The sequence below is a fragment of the Flavobacterium sp. genome (assembly GCF_043756175.1).
Taxonomy (GTDB): Bacteria; Bacteroidota; Bacteroidia; order Flavobacteriales; family Flavobacteriaceae; genus Flavobacterium.
This window is the reverse complement of sequence record NZ_JAYURN010000067.1, coordinates 47,641-67,369: the sequence shown is the minus strand read 5'-3', so window position 1 is coordinate 67,369 and position 19,729 is coordinate 47,641. Positions and strand designations below refer to the sequence as shown.

24 protein-coding genes are annotated in these 19,729 nt (G+C 31.3%); 11 read left to right on the top strand and 13 right to left on the bottom strand.

All coding sequences use genetic code 11. The features are described from left to right. Positions 1 to 48: 48 nt before the first annotated feature. The gene (locus tag ACH2BP_RS04845) at positions 49 to 1,008 is read right to left on the bottom strand and encodes a glycosyltransferase family 2 protein (RefSeq protein WP_395057563.1); all 960 of its coding nucleotides are present in this window, start codon (positions 1,006 to 1,008) and stop codon (positions 49 to 51) included. Next, entirely contained in the window at positions 1,008 to 1,538 is a 531-nt protein-coding gene (locus tag ACH2BP_RS04840) for a DUF4199 domain-containing protein (protein ID WP_395057561.1), read from the bottom strand. Before ACH2BP_RS04840 ends, ACH2BP_RS04845 begins: the two co-directional genes overlap by 1 nt. 224 nt (positions 1,539 to 1,762) lie before the next feature. On the opposite strand from ACH2BP_RS04840, the gene ACH2BP_RS04835 reads away from it, so the two are divergent. Beyond that, on the top strand, positions 1,763 to 2,014 hold the full coding sequence (locus ACH2BP_RS04835) for a type B 50S ribosomal protein L31 (RefSeq protein WP_348075822.1): 252 nt from the start codon (positions 1,763 to 1,765) through the stop codon (positions 2,012 to 2,014). A 151-nt stretch (positions 2,015 to 2,165) separates the two neighbouring features. Beyond that, on the top strand, positions 2,166 to 3,341 hold the full coding sequence (locus tag ACH2BP_RS04830; RefSeq protein ID WP_395057559.1) for a GlmU family protein: 1,176 nt from the start codon (positions 2,166 to 2,168) through the stop codon (positions 3,339 to 3,341). 70 nt (positions 3,342 to 3,411) lie between these two features. On the opposite strand, the gene ACH2BP_RS04825 is transcribed toward ACH2BP_RS04830, so the two are convergent. Further along, a complete protein-coding gene (locus ACH2BP_RS04825; protein WP_395057557.1) occupies positions 3,412 to 3,780 on the bottom strand; it encodes an STAS/SEC14 domain-containing protein in 369 nt (122 codons plus the stop codon). 241 nt (positions 3,781 to 4,021) lie between these two features. Between ACH2BP_RS04825 and mtaB the strand changes: the two genes are divergently transcribed. Further along, the gene (gene mtaB / locus ACH2BP_RS04820; RefSeq protein WP_395057555.1) at positions 4,022 to 5,338 is read left to right on the top strand and encodes a tRNA (N(6)-L-threonylcarbamoyladenosine(37)-C(2))-methylthiotransferase MtaB; all 1,317 of its coding nucleotides are present in this window, start codon (positions 4,022 to 4,024) and stop codon (positions 5,336 to 5,338) included. 88 nt (positions 5,339 to 5,426) lie between these two features. Here the strand turns inward: mtaB and ACH2BP_RS04815 are convergent, their stop codons facing one another. The 3 genes from ACH2BP_RS04815 to ACH2BP_RS04805 form a co-directional block, all read right to left on the bottom strand. Further along, on the bottom strand, positions 5,427 to 6,029 hold the full coding sequence (locus ACH2BP_RS04815) for a T9SS type A sorting domain-containing protein (protein ID WP_395057553.1): 603 nt from the start codon (positions 6,027 to 6,029) through the stop codon (positions 5,427 to 5,429). A gap of 76 nt (positions 6,030 to 6,105) precedes the next feature. Next, positions 6,106 to 6,447 carry a hypothetical protein gene (locus tag ACH2BP_RS04810; RefSeq protein ID WP_395057551.1) on the bottom strand — a complete coding sequence of 114 codons (342 nt, stop codon included), beginning with the start codon at positions 6,445 to 6,447 and terminating at the stop codon, positions 6,106 to 6,108. 65 nt (positions 6,448 to 6,512) lie between these two features. After that, complete coding sequence (locus tag ACH2BP_RS04805) at positions 6,513 to 6,797, bottom strand: GNAT family N-acetyltransferase (protein WP_395057549.1); 285 nt, start codon at positions 6,795 to 6,797, stop codon at positions 6,513 to 6,515. Between the two features lie 105 nt (positions 6,798 to 6,902). On the opposite strand from ACH2BP_RS04805, the gene ACH2BP_RS04800 reads away from it, so the two are divergent. Further along, a complete protein-coding gene (locus ACH2BP_RS04800; protein WP_395057547.1) occupies positions 6,903 to 7,559 on the top strand; it encodes an alpha/beta hydrolase in 657 nt (218 codons plus the stop codon). A gap of 37 nt (positions 7,560 to 7,596) precedes the next feature. Then, on the top strand, positions 7,597 to 8,484 hold the full coding sequence (locus ACH2BP_RS04795; protein ID WP_395057545.1) for a lytic transglycosylase domain-containing protein: 888 nt from the start codon (positions 7,597 to 7,599) through the stop codon (positions 8,482 to 8,484). Positions 8,485 to 8,555: 71 nt separating this feature from the next. On the opposite strand, the gene ACH2BP_RS04790 is transcribed toward ACH2BP_RS04795, so the two are convergent. Further along, a complete protein-coding gene (locus ACH2BP_RS04790) occupies positions 8,556 to 9,251 on the bottom strand; it encodes a TlpA family protein disulfide reductase (protein WP_395057543.1) in 696 nt (231 codons plus the stop codon). Between the two features lie 148 nt (positions 9,252 to 9,399). Beyond that, on the bottom strand, positions 9,400 to 9,915 hold the full coding sequence (locus ACH2BP_RS04785) for a DUF2892 domain-containing protein (RefSeq protein ID WP_395057541.1): 516 nt from the start codon (positions 9,913 to 9,915) through the stop codon (positions 9,400 to 9,402). A gap of 153 nt (positions 9,916 to 10,068) precedes the next feature. On the opposite strand from ACH2BP_RS04785, the gene rpmH reads away from it, so the two are divergent. The 3 genes from rpmH to ACH2BP_RS04770 all read left to right on the top strand — a co-directional run bounded on the left by rpmH (position 10,069) and on the right by ACH2BP_RS04770 (position 14,285). Next, complete coding sequence (rpmH, locus tag ACH2BP_RS04780; RefSeq protein ID WP_007136275.1) at positions 10,069 to 10,230, top strand: 50S ribosomal protein L34; 162 nt, start codon at positions 10,069 to 10,071, stop codon at positions 10,228 to 10,230. A gap of 190 nt (positions 10,231 to 10,420) precedes the next feature. Further along, the gene (gene carB / locus ACH2BP_RS04775) at positions 10,421 to 13,273 is read left to right on the top strand and encodes a carbamoyl-phosphate synthase large subunit (RefSeq protein WP_395057539.1); all 2,853 of its coding nucleotides are present in this window, start codon (positions 10,421 to 10,423) and stop codon (positions 13,271 to 13,273) included. Positions 13,274 to 13,328: 55 nt separating this feature from the next. Next, entirely contained in the window at positions 13,329 to 14,285 is a 957-nt protein-coding gene (locus ACH2BP_RS04770) for an ion channel (protein WP_395057537.1), read from the top strand. A 2-nt stretch (positions 14,286 to 14,287) separates the two neighbouring features. Here the strand turns inward: ACH2BP_RS04770 and ACH2BP_RS04765 are convergent, their stop codons facing one another. Next, positions 14,288 to 14,830: a YceI family protein gene (locus tag ACH2BP_RS04765; RefSeq protein WP_395057535.1), complete on the bottom strand. Its 543-nt coding sequence runs from the start codon at positions 14,828 to 14,830 to the stop codon at positions 14,288 to 14,290. Next, on the bottom strand, positions 14,830 to 15,192 hold the full coding sequence (locus ACH2BP_RS04760) for a c-type cytochrome (protein WP_394759139.1): 363 nt from the start codon (positions 15,190 to 15,192) through the stop codon (positions 14,830 to 14,832). The genes ACH2BP_RS04765 and ACH2BP_RS04760 overlap by 1 nt, the downstream gene beginning before the upstream one ends. A gap of 109 nt (positions 15,193 to 15,301) precedes the next feature. On the opposite strand from ACH2BP_RS04760, the gene ACH2BP_RS04755 reads away from it, so the two are divergent. The 3 genes from ACH2BP_RS04755 to ACH2BP_RS04745 are packed head-to-tail and all read left to right on the top strand — an operon-like array spanning position 15,302 to position 17,434. Next, positions 15,302 to 15,832 carry an ankyrin repeat domain-containing protein gene (locus ACH2BP_RS04755; protein WP_395057533.1) on the top strand — a complete coding sequence of 177 codons (531 nt, stop codon included), beginning with the start codon at positions 15,302 to 15,304 and terminating at the stop codon, positions 15,830 to 15,832. Between the two features lie 4 nt (positions 15,833 to 15,836). Beyond that, a complete protein-coding gene (locus ACH2BP_RS04750; RefSeq protein WP_395057531.1) occupies positions 15,837 to 16,580 on the top strand; it encodes a T9SS type A sorting domain-containing protein in 744 nt (247 codons plus the stop codon). 11 nt (positions 16,581 to 16,591) lie between these two features. Continuing rightward, positions 16,592 to 17,434 (top strand): DUF5777 family beta-barrel protein, encoded by an 843-nt coding sequence (locus tag ACH2BP_RS04745; RefSeq protein ID WP_395057529.1) that lies wholly within the window; start codon positions 16,592 to 16,594, stop codon positions 17,432 to 17,434. On the opposite strand, the gene ACH2BP_RS04740 is transcribed toward ACH2BP_RS04745, so the two are convergent. Genes ACH2BP_RS04740 through rmuC form a run of 3 tightly spaced genes read right to left on the bottom strand, consistent with a single transcriptional unit; the run spans position 17,431 to position 19,705 of the window. Then, positions 17,431 to 17,979, bottom strand: coding sequence for an acyl-CoA thioesterase (locus tag ACH2BP_RS04740; protein WP_395057527.1), 549 nt, complete (start codon positions 17,977 to 17,979; stop codon positions 17,431 to 17,433). The two genes, ACH2BP_RS04745 and ACH2BP_RS04740, sit on opposite strands and share 4 nt — an antisense overlap. 2 nt (positions 17,980 to 17,981) lie before the next feature. Then, on the bottom strand, positions 17,982 to 18,350 hold the full coding sequence (locus tag ACH2BP_RS04735) for a 6-phosphogluconate dehydrogenase (RefSeq protein WP_395057525.1): 369 nt from the start codon (positions 18,348 to 18,350) through the stop codon (positions 17,982 to 17,984). A gap of 5 nt (positions 18,351 to 18,355) precedes the next feature. Continuing rightward, positions 18,356 to 19,705: a DNA recombination protein RmuC gene (gene rmuC, locus ACH2BP_RS04730; protein ID WP_395057523.1), complete on the bottom strand. Its 1,350-nt coding sequence runs from the start codon at positions 19,703 to 19,705 to the stop codon at positions 18,356 to 18,358. Between the last annotated feature and the right edge of the window lie 24 nt (positions 19,706 to 19,729).

The window sequence follows — 19,729 nt, the reverse complement described above, 5'->3', positions numbered from 1 at the left end:
ATTTTCACTACAATCGGGGCTAGTAGCCGTATAATTTAAACCTAATTTTTATAAATTTATCTCTGTCGAAACCTTATATCTTTCTTCGTTATTTTTTGTTCTCAAAATAATTTCTCCAAGAAAACCTGCAAGAAATAACTGAGTCCCAATAACCATTGTTGTTAATGCTATATAAAACCAAGGATTGTCAGTTACCAATATAGTTTCTTGTTCTAAATAAAATAGTTTTATCAATTTAGAAATTCCAATATAACCAGCTAATAAAAAACCGATTAGAAACATTATCGTTCCCAAAGCACCAAAAAGATGCATCGGTCTTTTGCCAAATTTAGATAAAAACCAAATCGTAATCAAATCCAGAAAACCGTTTACAAAACGACTCATTCCAAATTTAGATTCGCCATATTTTCTAGCTTGGTGAATCACGACTTTTTCTCCAATTTTGTTAAAACCAGCATTTTTTGCCAAAACAGGAATGTAACGGTGCATTTCGCCCGAAACTTCTATGTTTTTTATAACCGCATTTTTGTAGGCTTTCAATCCACAATTAAAATCATTTAGTTGCACACCCGAAGTTTTTCTCGCAGCAGCATTAAATAATTTTGAAGGTAAATTTTTAGTTACAGCATTATCGTAACGCTTCTTTTTCCAACCTGAAACTAAATCATAATTGTCATTTACAATCATGTTGTACAATCCTGGAATCTCGTCAGGACTGTCTTGTAAATCAGCATCCATAGTGATAATAACATCGCCTTGGGCTTTTGCAAAACCAGCATGCAAAGCTTGAGATTTTCCGTAGTTTCTAAAAAAGCGAATGCCTTTTACCGAGGGAGTTTTGCTAGACAATTGGTTTATTGTTTCCCAAGAATCATCGGTGCTGCCATCATCGATAAAAATAACTTCGTAAGAAAAATTATTTTCAAGCATGACTTTTTCAATCCAAGAAGTTAATTCTGGCAACGATTCTTGTTCGTTCAGTAAAGGGATTATGATAGATATGTTCACTATTGTGGGAATGATGATTTAGTTTTGAAAAATGCAGCAAGTATTAGGCCAAATAAAGCACTAATTAATATACTAAAAAGTGATCCTTGTAATAATTTGAATACAGAAAATTGATCGTTTTCTTCTAATGACTTAATAGTTTCGTTAATAGCTGCGGCTGGGGTGTCAAATTTTTGCAACATTTCAACGGTATATTTCATTGTCAATTCCTTGATGGTTTCTTTTATCGAAGGGTCTACATAATTAAATAAAATAATATTAAAAACAACTGAAATAAGAATTCCGATTACTGCCGAAATAAAATAAGTAGTAAATGCATCTTTAAAAGTCAAGCTTGCTTTAAAATCTTTTCTGGTTTTTGATAATAAAATCACACCAATAATTATGTACAAAGCAATACTTAAAAAACCAAGCCAAGGAGATACAAATAACTTGATGTCAATAATATATATTAAGGTTGTTATAAGTAAAGACAGTGCACCAGTTATTATTCCATAATTGATTCCGTTCTTTTTGACTATTTCATTCATGATTATCTTCAGTTTAAATTAATTTACAAATATAAGAATTATACAACACATACAATTAGTTACTTTAAATGAAAAAAAGTTACACAATAATTTGATTTCTAAAAATTAGTTGTACATTTGCACCCTGAATAAATAAAAAAATTATCAACAAAAAGTTGTGTTCTATTTATACCTTTTATAAAAAAGCAGCAAAATAAATACAGCCATTTAATAAAAAGATTACCATGAAAAAAGGAGTTCACCCAGAAAATTACAGATTAGTTGCATTTAAAGACATGTCTAACGAAGACGTTTTTATTTCAAAATCTACAGTAGAAACTAAAGAAACAATCACACACGAAGGTGTTGAATATCCAGTATTTAAAATGGAGATCTCTAGAACTTCTCACCCTTTTTACACAGGTAAATCTAAACTTATTGATACTGCAGGACGTATCGATAAATTTAAAACTAAATACGCTAAACACGTTAAATAATAACTTGTTTGTCACCATACAAAGAAAACCTTCCAATTCGGAAGGTTTTTTTATTTTTATCTCTCAAAAAACTTTGTAACTTTGAGTTTGGGTTTGTTCGATATACTTTTATCAAATAACCGATTAAACAAATAACCGAATAAACAACAAAATGAACTATATACTTTTTGACGGAACCGTTCGCAACGCTTTATTGCCTTTTACATTTACACGACCAGTTGCCGATATTCGTGTCGGAATTTTAACTATTCGTGAAAAATGGGAAAAATATTTGGGTTCTACTACTACAACTTTAACAGAAGAATATCTTTCTGAAAAATTCCCAATGGTCGAGTTGGAAGAAAACATCATGATAAATGCATCTTTTTTGCCAAATAATATTTTATCAGAAATGGTCTCTAATCTAGAAGTCAATCAAGCGATTTTTAGAGGAGAGGAAGTTATTGCCTTTTTCACAGAAGATAGTCAAGAAGAAGTCGATTTTGATACTTATGAAATCATAGAATACAATGATGATTGCCTAACCATCGAGCATACTTGGGATATTTTTCAAAAAAATGACATAGCAATTCGTGAAGATTTCGAACTCATAACTGAAGGCAGAACATCGCAACAAATTCCTAAAAGCGTCAATGTGATTTCGCCCGAAAATATATTTATTGAGGAAGGAGCAAAGCTAGAATTTGTAACATTAAATGCGGCTACAGGACCAATTTATATAGGTAATAATTCCGAAATAATGGAAGGTTCCGTGATTCGTGGGCCATTTGCTTTGTGTGAGTCGGGAAGAGTGAAATTAGCTTCAAAAGTTTATGGTGCAACAACTGTTGGGCCACATTCTGTAATTGGTGGAGAGGTTAATAATTCGGTTTTATTTAGTTATTCTAACAAAGGTCATGATGGATTTTTAGGAAATTCTGTTCTTGGCGAATGGTGTAATATTGGTGCAGACAGCAATAATTCTAACCTAAAAAACAACTACGAGGAAGTGAAATTATGGAGTTACGAAACCGAAAATTTCGCTAAAACTGGACTACAGTTTTGCGGACTCATGATGGGCGATCATAGCAAATGTGGTATCAATACTATGTTTAACACAGGAACCGTTATTGGTGTTTCTACAAACATTTTTGGTTCAGGTTTTCCTCGAAATTTTGTGCCGAGTTTTTCTTGGGGAGGTGCTTCTGGATTTACCACTTATTTGACTAGTAAAGCTTTTCAAACCGCTAAAATTGTAATGGCTCGCCGCCAAATTGACTTTTCTGATGAAGATGCTAAGATTTTAGAACATGTTTTTGAGGAAACTAAGAAATATAGAAAAGAATAATATAAGATATACTAAAACAACTTTAGTATTTTAAATTGATAACTCCTTAAATGTTTTATATTTTAAGGAGTTATTTTTCACTAGAAACCCAAGTAATAGCGGCTTCCATTTCATCATGTTTAAAACATTTGAACTCGCCAATCATGATTTTACTAAATAGTTCAGTAAAAGTTTTTATACCTTCCGTGTCAGTTACAATTGCGGCTCTGTTCCATTTTGAAAACACTTTTATGCCTAAAACCGCATCTTGTAACCAAGCACCAACGGTAAAATTTGATAATTCCGTATCAATTTGAAGAAGATAGTTTAATGTTTTATGCTTTTCTACAAAAGCTTCAACTATTGGTATTACAACAGATTTAAAATCATCTGCATTAACTGAGCCAACTGCTTTAAATCCCACAAATTTTTTTCCTTCGTTTGCTATTTCAACTATCATAATTTTAATTTTAGATCATTTAAAAATGTCAAAGTTCACTATTATTGCTATAAAAAAATTACATAATTATCTATATTATTTACATCATTCTTCTAATCATCTTGATAAAATTTTGCAAATGAATTTTTCATTACACATGGTTTTAATAAAATAGTTATTTCTTGTGATAATCTTTTTTATAATTTACCTAAATTTGCACTCTCAATTTTTTTGACAACGATTTCATTAATTGAGCTATCTTATGGAAAATAGAAAAAAAGTAGCATTCTACACTTTAGGTTGTAAATTAAATTTCTCTGAAACTTCAACCATTGCAAGAAATTTTCAAGACGAAGGTTTCGATCGTGTCGACTTTGAAGAAGTTGCTGATATGTATGTTATCAATACTTGTTCGGTAACCGAAAATGCCGACAAACAATTCAAGCAAATAGTAAAAAAAGCAATGAAACTGAACGACAAAGCATTTGTTGCTGCTGTTGGTTGTTACGCTCAATTAAAACCCGAAGAATTAGCAGCTGTAGATGGTGTAGATTTAGTTCTTGGTGCTACCGAAAAATTTAAAATCACCGATTATATAAACGATTTGTCCAAAAATGATATGGGTGAAATTCATTCTTGCGAGATTGAAGAAGCCGATTTCTACGTAGGAAGCTACTCGATTGGCGACAGAACCCGTGCTTTTTTGAAGGTTCAAGATGGTTGCGATTACAAGTGTACTTATTGCACAATTCCGTTAGCACGCGGAATTTCTAGAAGTGATGCCTTAGAAAACGTATTGAAAAATGCTTCTGATATTTCTAAACAAGGAATCAAAGAAATAGTTTTAACAGGTGTAAATATTGGCGATTACGGAAAAGGCGAATTTGGAAACAAAAAACACGAACATACTTTTCTTGATTTAGTAAAAGCTTTAGATGAAGTAGAAGGAATCGAAAGATTGAGAATTTCCTCTATCGAACCAAATCTTCTAAAAAACGAAACCATCGATTTTGTTTCAAAAAGCCGAACATTTGTACCGCATTTTCATATTCCGTTGCAATCAGGAAGCAACGAGATTTTAGGTAAAATGAAGCGTCGTTACCAACGCGAAGTTTATACAGATAGAGTTGCCAATATTCGTCAAGTTATGCCTTACGCTTGTATTGGTGTCGATGTGATTGTTGGATTTCCGGGCGAAACTGACGAACATTTCCTAGAATCCTATAATTTCTTGAACGAAATGGATATTTCTTATTTGCACGTTTTCACCTATTCCGAAAGAGATAATACTGAGGCAGCAACGATGGAAGGCGTTGTTCCAATGAATGTTAGAAACAAAAGAAGTAAAATGTTGCGTGGACTTTCTGTTAAAAAACGTCGTGCTTTTTACGAAAACCAATTAGGTACTAACAGAACGGTTCTTTTTGAAAGTGAAAACAAAGAAGGCTACATTCACGGATTTACAGAAAATTATGTCAAAGTAAAAACACCTTGGAATCCAGAATTAATAAATACACTACACGAAATAAATCTAACAAAAATTGATGAAGACGGAAGCGTAAGAATGGAATTTTGTTAATGTTTTTAGCTATACATTATTAATATAAAAAAAAGTAGGATAATTTGTTAAGTTATCCTACTTTTTTATATTAATGATTTATTTAAGCCTAGTTTTTAATAATTCTATTTACTCCTATTCCTTCTTCAGAAGTAATTTTGAAAAGATACGTACCATTGCTTAAGTTGCTAATGTCAATTTCAGTAGTGTTTTCATTTAGTTTATTAATGCTAACCAATCTTCCAACAGAATCCATTATTTCTAAATTAGCAGAACTTAATGATTTGTAGCTGACTGTAACAATACTTTGAGCTGGATTAGGATACATACTTATTTTTGAATTAATTGAAAATGTAGTATTTGCTAACACACCATAACCTGCTATAACTGCTAATTTTTTTACAGTACCACCACATGGGTCCCCAAAAACAGTATTTGTAGCAGCAATAGTGAAAGAGTTTTTTCCTAGTGCTAATGCTTCAACTTGAGATCTGCTAGTGTTAGAATGACAACCTGAAATCACTAAATTATTTGAAGCACATGTACCAGTCGGTGTTCCATAACTAGCAAAATTTATTGAAGTTATTACTTGTCCAACAGGAGCTGTTAAAGTTAAATTTTGACCCTCATTTACGATTCCACAAATAGTTTGTGCGTTTGTGGTAATAGAAATAATAAAAGAAAGGATAATTAAAGAATAATTTTTTTTCATTTTGAAGTTTTTTTATTTTGGGTGCAAAATTAATTTTTTAAATCTAAAATAAGTATTTTCTTATGTTAATAAATTATTAATATTTATAATGAAAACGAATTTTAGTAATTCTAAAAACGGTTTCGCCATATTGTTCTAAAAACTCGAATTTATTTCTTCCAGGTTCTTCTAAACTAATAATATTTTTAGCAGAAATTTCGAAGTACATTTTTTCTCCTTCAAACATAAATCGTTCGCCATTATTTCGGTAAGCCGAACGGATGAGTGTAAATTCGGATAAATTCCAGGTTATAAAATCGTGATTGTCTATTTCTGAATTTGAATACAAACCTTCGGTAATTTCGGTTTTACAACCATAATACTTTTCGATATTTTCGAAAAATTGAATTATTTTCTGGTTTGTTTCTTCTGAAGTCATATCGTAAAGATATAATTTTTTGCAAAAAAAACCGTCTCAAATTTCGAAACGGTTTCTGTTATAATTTATAGTCTAATTCCCGGAGGAAGTAATTCTTTATAAACTGGGTTTTTCTTAAAAAACAATACAATTTTGGGCAAAATAGGAACTACTTTTAGTTTTCTTTCTATGGCAATTGCCATGATGTTTTTTAATAAATCGGAAATAAAATCCTCATCGGTAAAATTTTCAGGAACATTCAAACGAGTTAAAAATATCTTCTTTTCTTGAAAAGAATATTCAACAGAAATTAATTGCCCATTCAATGTGGTCTCAAATTGTCGAGAAAACGTATTGTCTTTAATTTCCATATTTTTTCAAAAAATAATATTGACTATACATACAAGTCAATCAAAATGAATTATTTTTATACAAAAATAGGGAAAATAAACCGTTTTTGCTAAATTAATGTTAAAATGAGTAAAATTCACATATACTTTATGCCAGGTTTGGCAGCGAGTTCTTCTATATTCGAAAAAATAAAATTACCTGAAGATATTTTCGAAATTCATTTGCTGGATTGGATAATGCCAAAAAAACTAGAGTCGTTAAAGGAATATGCTGAGCGTATGTCTAAACTTATAAAACATGACAAGGCAGTTTTAATTGGTGTTTCTTTTGGTGGAATTTTAGTTCAGGAAATGGCCCAGTTTTTAGATCTCAGAAAATTAATAATTATTTCGAGTGTAAAATCTAATAAAGAATTGCCAAGTCGAATGAAAATTGCCAAAACCACCAAAGCATATAAACTAATCCCGACAAGTTTACTTTCAAATGTTGAAGCACTTACAAAATATGCTTTTGGAACAATGATTAAGGAAAGATTGAAGATGTATAAAAAATATCTCACGATGCATGATAAAGACTATTTAGATTGGGCTATAGAACAAGTTGTGTGTTGGGAAAGAATAATTGTAGATGAAAATGTAGTTCATATTCACGGAGATAACGACAGTGTTTTTCCTGTTCAAAATATTAAAAACTGTATCAATGTAAAATTAGGAACGCATATTATGATTATTAATAGATACAAGTGGTTTAACGAGAATTTGCCGGATATAATTCTGAAATAAAACATTAATTTATACTTTTACGTCTTACACACTAAATATGAAAATAATAAAAAATATAGTAATTGTTTTTGCAATTATTCTTGGAAGCGGATTTTTAATTTTTGCGACAACATACAATAGAAATTCAAATATTGCGACAACTAATTTTCCAAAAGAAATAGATTTTGCTGGCGAAAAAACGCCATTACAAATTTATGATGTTCGTGAGCGAATGGATAGAGAATTGTTGATAAATGAAAACCTACATTCATCAACCATATTAATCATAAAAAGAGCTAATAAGTTTTTTCCTATTATCGAACCCATTTTAGCCAAGTATAATGTTCCAGATGATTTCAAATATTTAGCAGTTATAGAAAGTTCATTAATTACTGCATCAGTTTCAAAAGCTGGAGCTAGTGGGATATGGCAATTTATGAAACAAACCGCTGTCGAAAAAGGTATGGAAGTTTCAGAAACTGTCGATGAACGATACCATCTCGAAAAATCTACCGAAGCAGCTTGTAAATACTTGCTTACTGCAAAAGAAAAATTTGGTTCTTGGACACTTGCTGCAGCGTCATATAATGGCGGAATGGCTGGTGTTTCTAAACAAATAGAATTTCAAGAAGTTAATAATTACTATGATTTATTACTAAATGAGGAAACCTCCAGATATGTTTTCAGAATTTTGGCATTAAAAGAGATTATGAAAAACCCAGTTTTATACGGCTTTAATATTCAAAAAGAAGAATTATATACTAATCTTCCTATTCGAAAAATTGAAGTTGATAGTACAATTTCTAATCTGTCAACTTTTGCGAAAGCGCAAGGAATTAATTATAAAATTTTAAAATACCACAATCCTTGGTTGCGTGATAAAAAATTAGATAATCCTACAAAAAAGAAATACCAAATCGAAATTCCTATCGAAGGTTATAACTAATTTTAAATATAAATAACATAAAAAAGTACGCTAACAAGAGCGTACTTTTTCTATAAATAAGTAGAAGTTTTCTAATTTGTAGATAATTGTTCTTTCGAGATGTTTTTCTCAATAAGCAAACTACCTAAACCATCTCTAAAATTATTATAGTTCATGGTATAAGCTTTTACATAAGTGCTTTTATTGCTTGGTTGAGCACCACCACGCTTTATATTTATTACTTTCAAGTTCTCATCTAAAAAATAAGAAGTAGGAAAACCTAAAGGATGTTTCAAATTAGCAACTATGCTTGCGTCATTTTTGTATGATTCGTTAGCATAACAAACACTAATGTTGTGATTAAATTTTCTAGCTATTTGTTTAACGTTATGTTTTTTGTCCCAAAAAAGAATAACAAACTGAACATCTTTAGCATATTTTTGGGCTAATTTATTTAGTGCAGGAATTTCCCCTTTACTAGGAATGCACCAAGAAGCATGAGTCAAAATAAATAATGGTTTTTTGAATTCGCTTAGTTTTATTTTTCTTTTCTCAAAACCCTTAAGAGTATAATCTTCAAAACGAGTTCCTATTAAATGATTTGAAACTAAAGAATCAAATAAAATTTGACCTTTTTCTGAATCTTTATTTTCAAAAGCAAGATTGCTTTCAAGATTATATTTCTTAATATTATTTTTTATAACATAATTAAAACTGTTAGGGTCATCCTGGCAATTTGCTGAGAAGATAAAAAGAAAAATTACTAAGAATGTATAAATTGTTTTCATGACAAAATTAATTGATTAGTATAAAGGTAAATAACTTATATTTTGGTAATCAATATAATCGTTGAAGCGTTGAAAATACTCGTTTATATGCGTACATATAAAAAAAAATCACGCTAAAAAGCGTGATTTTAAACATTTTTATTACAATTTAAATCTTTTTCATCTGATCTTTCATCATTTTTACTTGGTCTTTCAACATGTTTTGTTTGTCTAATTTTTTAACCTCAGTAAGCAAATTAGTAGCTTCAATTTTACGTCTTCTGCTTAAAGCAATTCCTGCCAAATTTAGTTTTGCAAGCGCTAAATCCTGATCCATATTTAAACCCAAACTAATTGCTTTCTTAAAATATTTCTCCGCCTGAATCAAATTTGTTTGCGAAAGCATCAAACCGTGTAAATAATTAAAATAACCTTGTTGTTTTTGTACCAAGGCCGTTTCTGGATTTTTAATTTTATTTAACCAGTTTTGTGCACCTACAAAATCTTGTTTTCTTAATTTTAAAAAGGCTAAAAGAATAAATTCGTTTTTAAAATATAAGAAAATAGGGATTGCAGATAATAAAATAAGGAAAATACCATTTCCAATATTCCCTTCGGTAAATTGCCAAATCCCAGTAAATATAATGAGAGATGCTATTACAAGCTTAATATTTCTATGAAACATAATAGTGTTTTTATAATGAATGGCAAATATAGTAAAAGAATTAAAATATTTTTATAAAACCACTTGCAAGAAAAAAAAATCATTGTATATTTGCACTCGGTTTGAAAGAAACCTACAACAAGATATTTATACAAGAATTTAAAGATACACAAAATGAGCAAAAGAACGTTCCAACCATCGAAAAGAAAAAGAAGAAACAAACACGGATTCATGGACAGAATGGCTTCTGCAAATGGAAGAAAAGTTTTAGCTCGTCGTCGTGCTAAAGGAAGACATAAATTGACTGTTTCTTGCGAACCAAGACACAAAAAATAATGATTTAATTATCATATATAAAGCCGTTACTTTTATTAGTAGCGGCTTTTTTTTAAACCTGTTCATAAATATTAATAAATCTTTGAAGCTATTTCCCGCTATTCACTTCAATTTTTTTATTTTTAAAGAAAAAATAAAAAGGATTTACATTTTTATCGGGGCTATAACACACAACTAACTACAACAAACAATGCCAAAAGACAATTCAATTAAATCGGTTTTAATTATAGGCTCAGGACCAATCGTAATCGGGCAAGCCTGTGAGTTTGATTACGCAGGATCACAATCAGCACGTTCTATTCGTGAAGAAGGAATCGAAGTAATTCTTATCAATTCCAATCCAGCAACTATTATGACCGATCCAAGTATGGCGGATCATGTTTATTTGTTGCCACTTACTACCAAATCTATAATTCAAATCCTAAAAGAGCACCCGCAAATTGATGCAGTTTTACCGACAATGGGTGGACAAACAGCTTTAAATCTTTGTTTGGAAGCTGACGAAAAAGGAATCTGGAAAGACTTTGGCGTAAAAATGATTGGTGTAGACGTTAAAGCTATCAATATCACAGAAGATAGGGAGCAATTTAAACAACTTCTAAGTAAAATAGGAGTTCCTTCTGCTCCTGCAGAAATTTGCACTTCTTATCTTAGAGGAAAAGAAATTGCACAAGAATTCGGTTTTCCGTTAGTAATTCGTCCTTCATTTACTTTAGGAGGAACAGGAGCTGCTGTTGTTTATAAAAAAGAGGATTTCGACGAAAAACTAACTTACGGATTAGAAATGTCACCCATTCACGAAGTGCTTATCGACAAAGCATTAATGGGTTGGAAAGAATACGAATTAGAATTACTTCGTGACAAAAATGACAATGTAGTTATTATTTGTACTATCGAGAATATGGACCCAATGGGGATTCATACTGGAGATTCTATTACAGTAGCGCCAGCGATGACTTTGTCAGACACAACTTTTCAAAAAATGCGAGATTATGCAATCTTGATGATGCGTAGTATCGGTAATTTTGCAGGAGGTTGTAACGTGCAATTTGCCGTTTCACCAGATGATAAAGAAGATATTGTAGCGATTGAAATAAATCCTCGTGTTTCACGTTCATCAGCATTAGCATCAAAAGCGACGGGTTATCCAATTGCTAAAATCGCTTCAAAATTGGCTTTGGGTTATAATCTTGATGAACTTCAAAATCAAATTACCAAATCGACTTCAGCTCTTTTTGAACCCACTTTAGATTATGTTATTGTAAAAATTCCACGATGGAACTTTGATAAATTTGAAGGAGCCGACAGAACTTTGGGAATTCAAATGAAATCGGTTGGAGAAGTTATGGGAATTGGACGTTCGTTTCAAGAAGCTTTGCATAAAGCAACGCAATCGCTTGAAATTAAACGAAATGGGTTAGGAGCAGACGGAAAAGGATACAAAAACTACGAACAAATTATCGATAAACTAACTCATGCCAGTTGGGATCGTGTTTTTGTAATTTATGATGCGATTGCGATGGGAATTCCGTTGTCACGTATTCACGAAATCACAAAAATAGACATGTGGTTTTTGAAACAATATGAAGAATTATACAGTTTAGAAAAAGAAATTTCTAAATATAAAATTGATACTTTACCTAGAGATTTATTACTAGAATCTAAACAAAAAGGTTTTGCCGACAGACAAATTGCTCACATGATGGGTTGTTTGGAAAGTCAAGTTTACACTTTGCGTGAAGAACAAAATATTAACAGAGTTTATAAGTTAGTGGATACTTGTGCTGCCGAATTCAAAGCATTAACACCTTATTATTACTCTACTTTTGAAGCAGAAATAGAAACTGCAACTGGCGAAAAATACGTTCACAACGAAAGTATAGTAACTAATAAAAAGAAAGTAGTGGTTTTAGGTTCTGGACCAAATAGAATTGGACAAGGAATTGAGTTCGATTATTCTTGTGTGCATGGTGTTTTGGCTGCAAAGGAATGTGGTTACGAAACCATTATGATTAACTGTAATCCAGAAACGGTTTCGACCGATTTCGATACAGCCGATAAATTGTATTTCGAACCTGTTTTTTGGGAACATATTTACGATATTATTCGTCATGAAAAACCAGAAGGAGTTATTGTACAATTAGGAGGTCAAACAGCATTGAAACTTGCTGAAAAATTATCTAAATACGGAATTAAAATTCTGGGAACTTCGTTCGACGCTTTAGATTTAGCCGAAGATAGAGGACGTTTCTCCGAATTATTAACGGAGCTTCAAATACCGTTTCCACAATTTGGAATTGCAGAAAATGCAGACCAAGCAAGTGCTTTAGCTGATGTTTTAGATTTTCCATTACTCGTTCGACCATCTTATGTTTTAGGAGGACAAGGAATGAAAATCGTCATCAACAAACAAGAACTCGAAGAGCACGTTATCGATTTATTAAAAAACATTCCAGGAAATAAATTACTACTGGATCATTATCTTGATGGAGCAATCGAAGCTGAAGCCGATGCTATTTGCGACGGAGAGAATGTGTACATTATAGGAATCATGGAGCACATAGAGCCTTGTGGAATCCACTCAGGCGATTCGAATGCGACTTTGCCACCATTTAATTTAGGCGAATTTGTCATGCAACAAATAAAAGACCATACGAAGAAAATTGCTGTGGCCCTCAGAACTGTTGGGTTAATAAATATACAATTTGCCATAAAAGATGACACAGTTTATATTATTGAAGCCAATCCTAGAGCTTCGAGAACGGTTCCGTTTATCGCAAAAGCCTATGGCGAACCTTATGTGAATTATGCAACAAAAGTTATGTTAGGCCATAATAAGGTTACAGACTTTACATTCGACCCGCAACTAAAAGGATATGCAATTAAGCAACCCGTTTTCTCTTTCAGTAAATTTCAAAATGTAAACAAAGCTCTTGGTCCAGAAATGAAATCTACTGGCGAAAGCATTTTATTTATAGATGATTTAAAAGACGATCAGTTTTATGAGTTATACTCGAGAAGGAAAATGTATTTGAGTAAATAATTTAAAAGCCCTATTTGGGCTTTTTTTATGAAATAAAATGGTTTAAATTTACTTTATGAAAGTATTTAAAAAAGAAAAAAAAAATATAAAAACAGACAATCAAACTGGTTTTGGAACCAATGCGGCCAATTATGGCGGCCGATTTTTAGATAAAAATGGCGCTGCTAATATAGAAAAAAGAGGTTTGCCTTTTTTTGACCAGATTAGTTGGTTTCACACACTTTTGCGTTTGCCAGCATGGAAATTTCAAATGATAATCTTTGGAGTTTTTATTTTGATTAATTTTATTTTTGCTTCCATTTACTATTTCATTGGTGTCGAACACCTAAACGGCATTGTTGCTAGTTCTGAAATAGAAAAGTTTGCTCAGGCTTATTTTTTTAGTGCACAAACTTTTACAACTGTAGGATATGGACATATAAGTCCTCAAGGATTTTTAACGAGTGCTATTGCGGCAACAGAAGCATTGTCGGGGCTTTTGGGTTTTGCATTAGCAACAGGTTTGTTATACGGACGATTTAGTAAACCCAAAGCACATCTGAAATTTTCAGAAAATGCTATAATTGCTCCTTTTCAAGGGGGGAAAGCATTAATGATTCGTGTTGCTTCCTACAAAAATACAAATTTGACTGATGCTGAAGCAAAACTAACATTAGCCATGACGGTTGAAGAAAATGGAGTAAATGTAAATCGATTTTTCCCTTTAGATTTAGAATATAATACAATAAATGCATTAACATTAAGCTGGACATTAGTGCATCATATTACAGAAGAAAGTCCGTTGTACGAATATACTAAAGAAGATTTCGCTAATGAAAAAGGCGAAATTTTAGTATTCTTAAAAGCTTTTGACGAAATGTTTAGTAATACAGTAGCAATTAGGACCTCTTATATTTTTAAGGAAATTGTATATGGAGCGAAGTTCCTACAAATGTTTGAACATAGTAATGACAACACAAAAACAGTTATTCATATAGATAAACTGAATTTACACGAACGAATTGAGATATAATTTTATAGCAAATTATAATCTAAACTAACTTCTACTTTTTTAGAAACTTTATTACTAATTAGAAAAGGCAAATCGATATTAAAATCATCGGTGTTTAAAATGAAATTGGATATGATACTGGTCGTATTCTCGTTTTTATAAATCTTTGCAAGAACTGAAATGTTTTTAGATTTACCATGTAATTCTATTGTGCCATTTATAATAAATTCTTGTTTTTGATTTGTTAGTTTCGATATGTCGAAATTTTCAATTTTTCCTTTAAAAATGGCTTTCGGATATTTATCACTCTCAATATAATTTTCATTAAAATGTTCTTGCATCAAAGCCGATTTAAACTTAAAACTTTTTATCATAGACACACTAGCAATTTCTCCCGTTTTTGTGTTTAGTACACAAGCCGAAAGTTTATTGGTTGCTTTAACTTCCTCAAACGAAGGTATTGAGGCTTCAAAAGTAATTTGACCAGTTTTTGTTAGTATTTTATCTTGAGCAATTGCAAAATAGCTCATGAGGATTAGGGCAAATAAGATAAGTCTTTTTTTCATTAGTTTACAAATCCATCAGTTTGCCATTTTATAATTTTGTCGATAGTTGCTTGTGGGAGTCTATTTCCTGCATCTGGCATCATTCCTCCCGAACCTTGGGCTCTAGAAATTCTATCAATTAAACCTCCTGTAAGAATTGCATTTTTTACATCATCGTAGGTCGTAAGTTGCATTGGAGCACCATTTACTGGCGGAGACGCATGACAACTTAAGCAATTACTGTTTATGATTGAAGCAATGTCTGAACTATACTTAATAGTCACTGCATTATTTGTTGGTGTTACAAGATCCGAAGTACTATCGTTGCTACAAGACGATAAGGTTATTAAAATAGCTGTTGTAAAAAGAAGCTTTATATTCATAATAATTAAAAGATAAGTTAAACAATTCGTTTTTTTTTGTTAAATTTATAAATAAACATTTATAAGATAACAAAACATTTGTTAAATTTGATAAATATAATTTTAGAAAATGAAATCTCTTTTAAAAATAACTTTTTTAAGTATTGTTTTGATGGCATTTTCATCAAGTGGATTCTCGCAAAATAATGTTTTTAATATTGCACGTTTAGGAAATATTGAAGAGTTGAAGATTTTAGTAAATAAAGACTCAGAGGTAATAAATACTAAAAATGAAAATGGTTTTACACCCCTAATATTAGCTTGTTACAAAGGAAATGTGGCAGTAGCAAAATTCTTAATAGAAAACAGCAAAACTATCGACACTTCTAGTGATATGGGAACGCCTCTTATGGCAGCCACTTATAAAGGACAAGTTGAATTGGTGCAATTATTATTAGAAAATAATGCGAATCCTAATATTGCCGATAGTAATGGAACGACTCCACTTATATATGCTGCTATGTTCGGGAATACTAATATTATGAGTTTATTATTAAAATATAAAGCAGACAAGACACACAAAGACAAAGACGGTAAAACTGCTTTTGAGTTTGCTGTGTTTTCAGGAAATCAAGAAATTATAAACCAACTTAAAAACTAAAAAGATGAAAAAAATTACTTTATTATTATTATTATTTGTAGGAGTTAGCTCTTTTGGACAGTTTACAACAGGGGTTGTTAATTTAACTGGAACAGGAACTTTGAAAATAGATACAAATGCTACAACAGCAACAATGACACTAACAGGTTCTAATACTAGATGGTTAGGAATAGGTTTTGGAGGAAGCACGATGTCAACGGTAACTGATATGTTTATCTGGAATTCAACAGCAAATAGAGATTATACTCCATCAGGAGGTCAATCAACTCCTTCGGCAGATGCATCACAAAGTTGGACAATTGTTTCAGATAATGTGGCAGGTGCTACAAGAACTGTTGTTGCCACTAGACCTTTAGTGTCTTCTGGAGATTTTACTTTTTTAAATAATACTTCAAGCATAAATATAATTTACAATCAAGGTACTTCTGTTGCTTTAGCTTATCATGGAAACAACCCTACTGAACGTGGTTTTTTAACTCTAACTAGAACTGCTTTAGGACTCGAAGACTTTTCTCTAAATGCGACTCAAATTTATCCAAATCCTTCAAACGGAGATTTTATGATAAAAACTAAAACAGGATTAGATAAAATAAATGTGTATTCGCAAGTTGGTGTTTTTGTAAAAACAATTATGGTAAATAATTTAGATGCTGTTGAGGTTACTATTAAAGGTTTGTCATCAGGTGTTTACCTAATAGAATTATTAAACGCAAATGACAAATCTTGGAAAAAAATTATTGTAAATTAAGAAATAGATCTATGAAATATATACTTTTATTAATGTTACTTGCTTTTTCACAAATAATTTTTGCACAAGACGATTTACTTTCACAAATAGATTCGACAGAAACGAATCAGAAAGTAACATCTGCGTTTAAAGCGATGAAAATCGTAAACCTAGAATCGACTAAATTGCTTGGAAAAAAAGAACTGTATCTCGTTATTGCACATCGTTTTGGTTCTGTACAAGATGGATTTAAAGGTTTTTTCGGGTTAGATAATGCCGTCACTCAAATTAAATTTGTTTATGGTATTTCGGACAAAATAGCATTATCTGCGGGAAGAAGTGAACAAGCTTATGATTTTTCAGTAAAATATTTATTAAAATCTCAAGTTGAAGATGGTTTCCCGTTTACAATTGTTGGTTTTAATAGTTTAGCATCTAATAACTTATTGAAACAATCAATTTATCCCAAAATGAAGTTTAATGACAGAATGGTTTATGTAAATCAGTTACTAGTTTCAAGAAAGTTTTCCGATAAGTTATCGTTAGAAATAGCTCCTACTTATTTTCATGAAAACTTTGTGGTAGATGATTCGCAAGATAATAGCCAGTTTGCGTTAGGTTTTGGTGGTCGATACAAACTATCGAAACGTGTTTCCTTAAATATGGATTATGCAGCCCATCTAAACAGAACATCAACATCTATATATAACAATCCGCTTTCAGTTGGTGTCGACATCGAAACCGGTGGACACGTATTTCAGATGCATTTTACCAATTCGCAAGGAATACATGAAGCAGGATATTTAGGAAATACAACTGGAGATTGGAGTAAAGGAGATGTTTTTTTTGGATTTAATTTAGTCAGAGTTTTTTAAGAAATAGGAACCTGAACATTATAGTTTTTTAAATTTGATATAGCTTCTTCAGATTTGAAATCGAAAATTTCCTCATGTTCTTGTTTTTCTTTTCTAACTGCAATCATTTTTATACAATTATAAAAACGACGTATTTCGTCATGATTTGATAAAATGAGTCCTGGAACTAATACATTTTTTCCTTCAGTATCTTTAGAAACCATCGTAAAATAACTAGAATTACAGTGTTTGATAACTCCAGTTCTAATATTTTCTGCTTCTACTCGAATACCAATAATCATCGAGCTTTTGCCCACATAATTCACGCAGGCTTTCATAGTTACTAGTTCGCCAACTTCTATAGGATTCAGGAAATCAACCGTATCTACCGAAGCAGTTACACAATAATTGCCTGAGAATTTTGAGGCACAAGCAAACGCAATCTGATCTAATAAAGACAAAATATAACCACCATGTATTTTTCCCGAAAAATTAGTATGCGAAGGCAACATCAGTTCAGAAATGGTAACTTTTGATGCTTTTACGGTTTTGAAAACAGTATTCATATTTATCTATTAAGATGTGGAGATTTCTCTTTTTGAACATCGGTTACAAAATATTTTGTATCACCCCACCAAGGAAAAGTCTTGTAACGTTCTACATATGTCACTTTTACATACTGACCTTGCATGTTTTTCATTTCTTCAATAACCTTTGTGTCTTTATCTAAAACAGAAAAAGTAAAAATTTTAGCTCCCGAAATACCTTGACTTAATTCGCCTTCATAGGTTTTAAAAATCATTCCTTTACTACTTATTTTTATTAACTCACCAGAACGAACGCCTTCGCTATAAGTTGCATAATATAAAAAAGTAAAGTAACCAGTAATTCCTAAAATGATGGTTGTAATTAAGATAAAAAGGATTTTTCGTAACATAATATTTAGTTTAAAAGATTGTTTTCGTTTGTTTCGGCTCTATTTATAATACTTTCAGGTAAAGCTTTTTTTGCTTTAGCGCCCATTTTCTTTAGTTTTTCGACACTAGTAATCAGGTTTCCTTTTCCTTCTACAAGTTTATTCATCGCACCCGAATATTCTATTTTACTTTCGTCAATTTTCTTTCCAATTTTTATTAAATCAGTTACAAAACCTTCAAATTTATCATATAAAGCACCAGCTTGTCGTGCAATTTCCATCGCATTTTCTTGCTGTTTTTGGTTTGCCCACATACTATCAATAGTACGCAATGTAGCTAATAATGTTGATGGTGTAACAATCACAATATTTTTCTCGAAAGCCTTATTGTATAAGGTTGTATCTTCGTTTAGTGCCAATGCAAAAGCAGGTTCCATTGGGATAAATAAAAGCACAAAATCGGGACTTTCTATCTGATATAAATCATGGTAATTTTTGTCGCCTAATTGTTCTACATGACGTTTTATAGCCAGTACATGATCTTTTAAATGTTGCGTTTTTAAATCGTCATTATCTTCATTTATATACCGTTCGTAAGCAGTTAAAGTCACTTTCGAATCGACAATCATTTTCTTACCATCTGGTAAATTAATCACAACATCTGGGAAAACACGATTGCCTTCGGCAGTTGTAAAACTTTGTTGCACTTCGTATTCACGACCTTTTTCTAATCCTGATTTTTCCAGCACACGTTCTAAGACTAATTCTCCCCAATTCCCTTGCATTTTGCTATCGCCTTTTAAGGCTTTAGTAAGGTTTAAAGTTTCTTTACTCATTTGCGCATTCATTTCACTTAAGCCTAATATTTGCTGACGTAAAGCAGCATGATAGTCGATACTTTCTTTGTGTGTATCTTCTACTTTTTTCTCAAAATGAAGAATTTTATCTTGCAAAGGCGAAAGAATATTTTTCATATTCTCCTTATTTTGCTCAGTAAATTTGTTGGTTTTTTCTTCTAGAATTTTATTAGCCAAATTCTCAAATTCTTTGGTAAATTTTTCTTGCAATTGCTCGACTTCTTGTTTTTGGTCTTTATTTTTTTCTAAAAGAGAATCGAAATCGGCTTCTTTTTTTGCAAGTTGAATGTTTGCAACTTCTTTTTCGGTACGAATTTGTTCTTTTTCTGTATTAATTTGAAGTAAATTTTTCTCAAAAGAAATCTTCTCGATTTGAGATTGTTCTTTTAACGCATTTAATTTTTCTTCTAAAATATTTTTTTCAGATTGAGATTTTGCTGAAAAAATAATTTTTCCAATGAAAACTCCAATGGAGAGTGCAGTTATAAATGTAATAAGTACTAAAATAGATGAATTCATTAATTAATGATTTGTTGTAAAGTT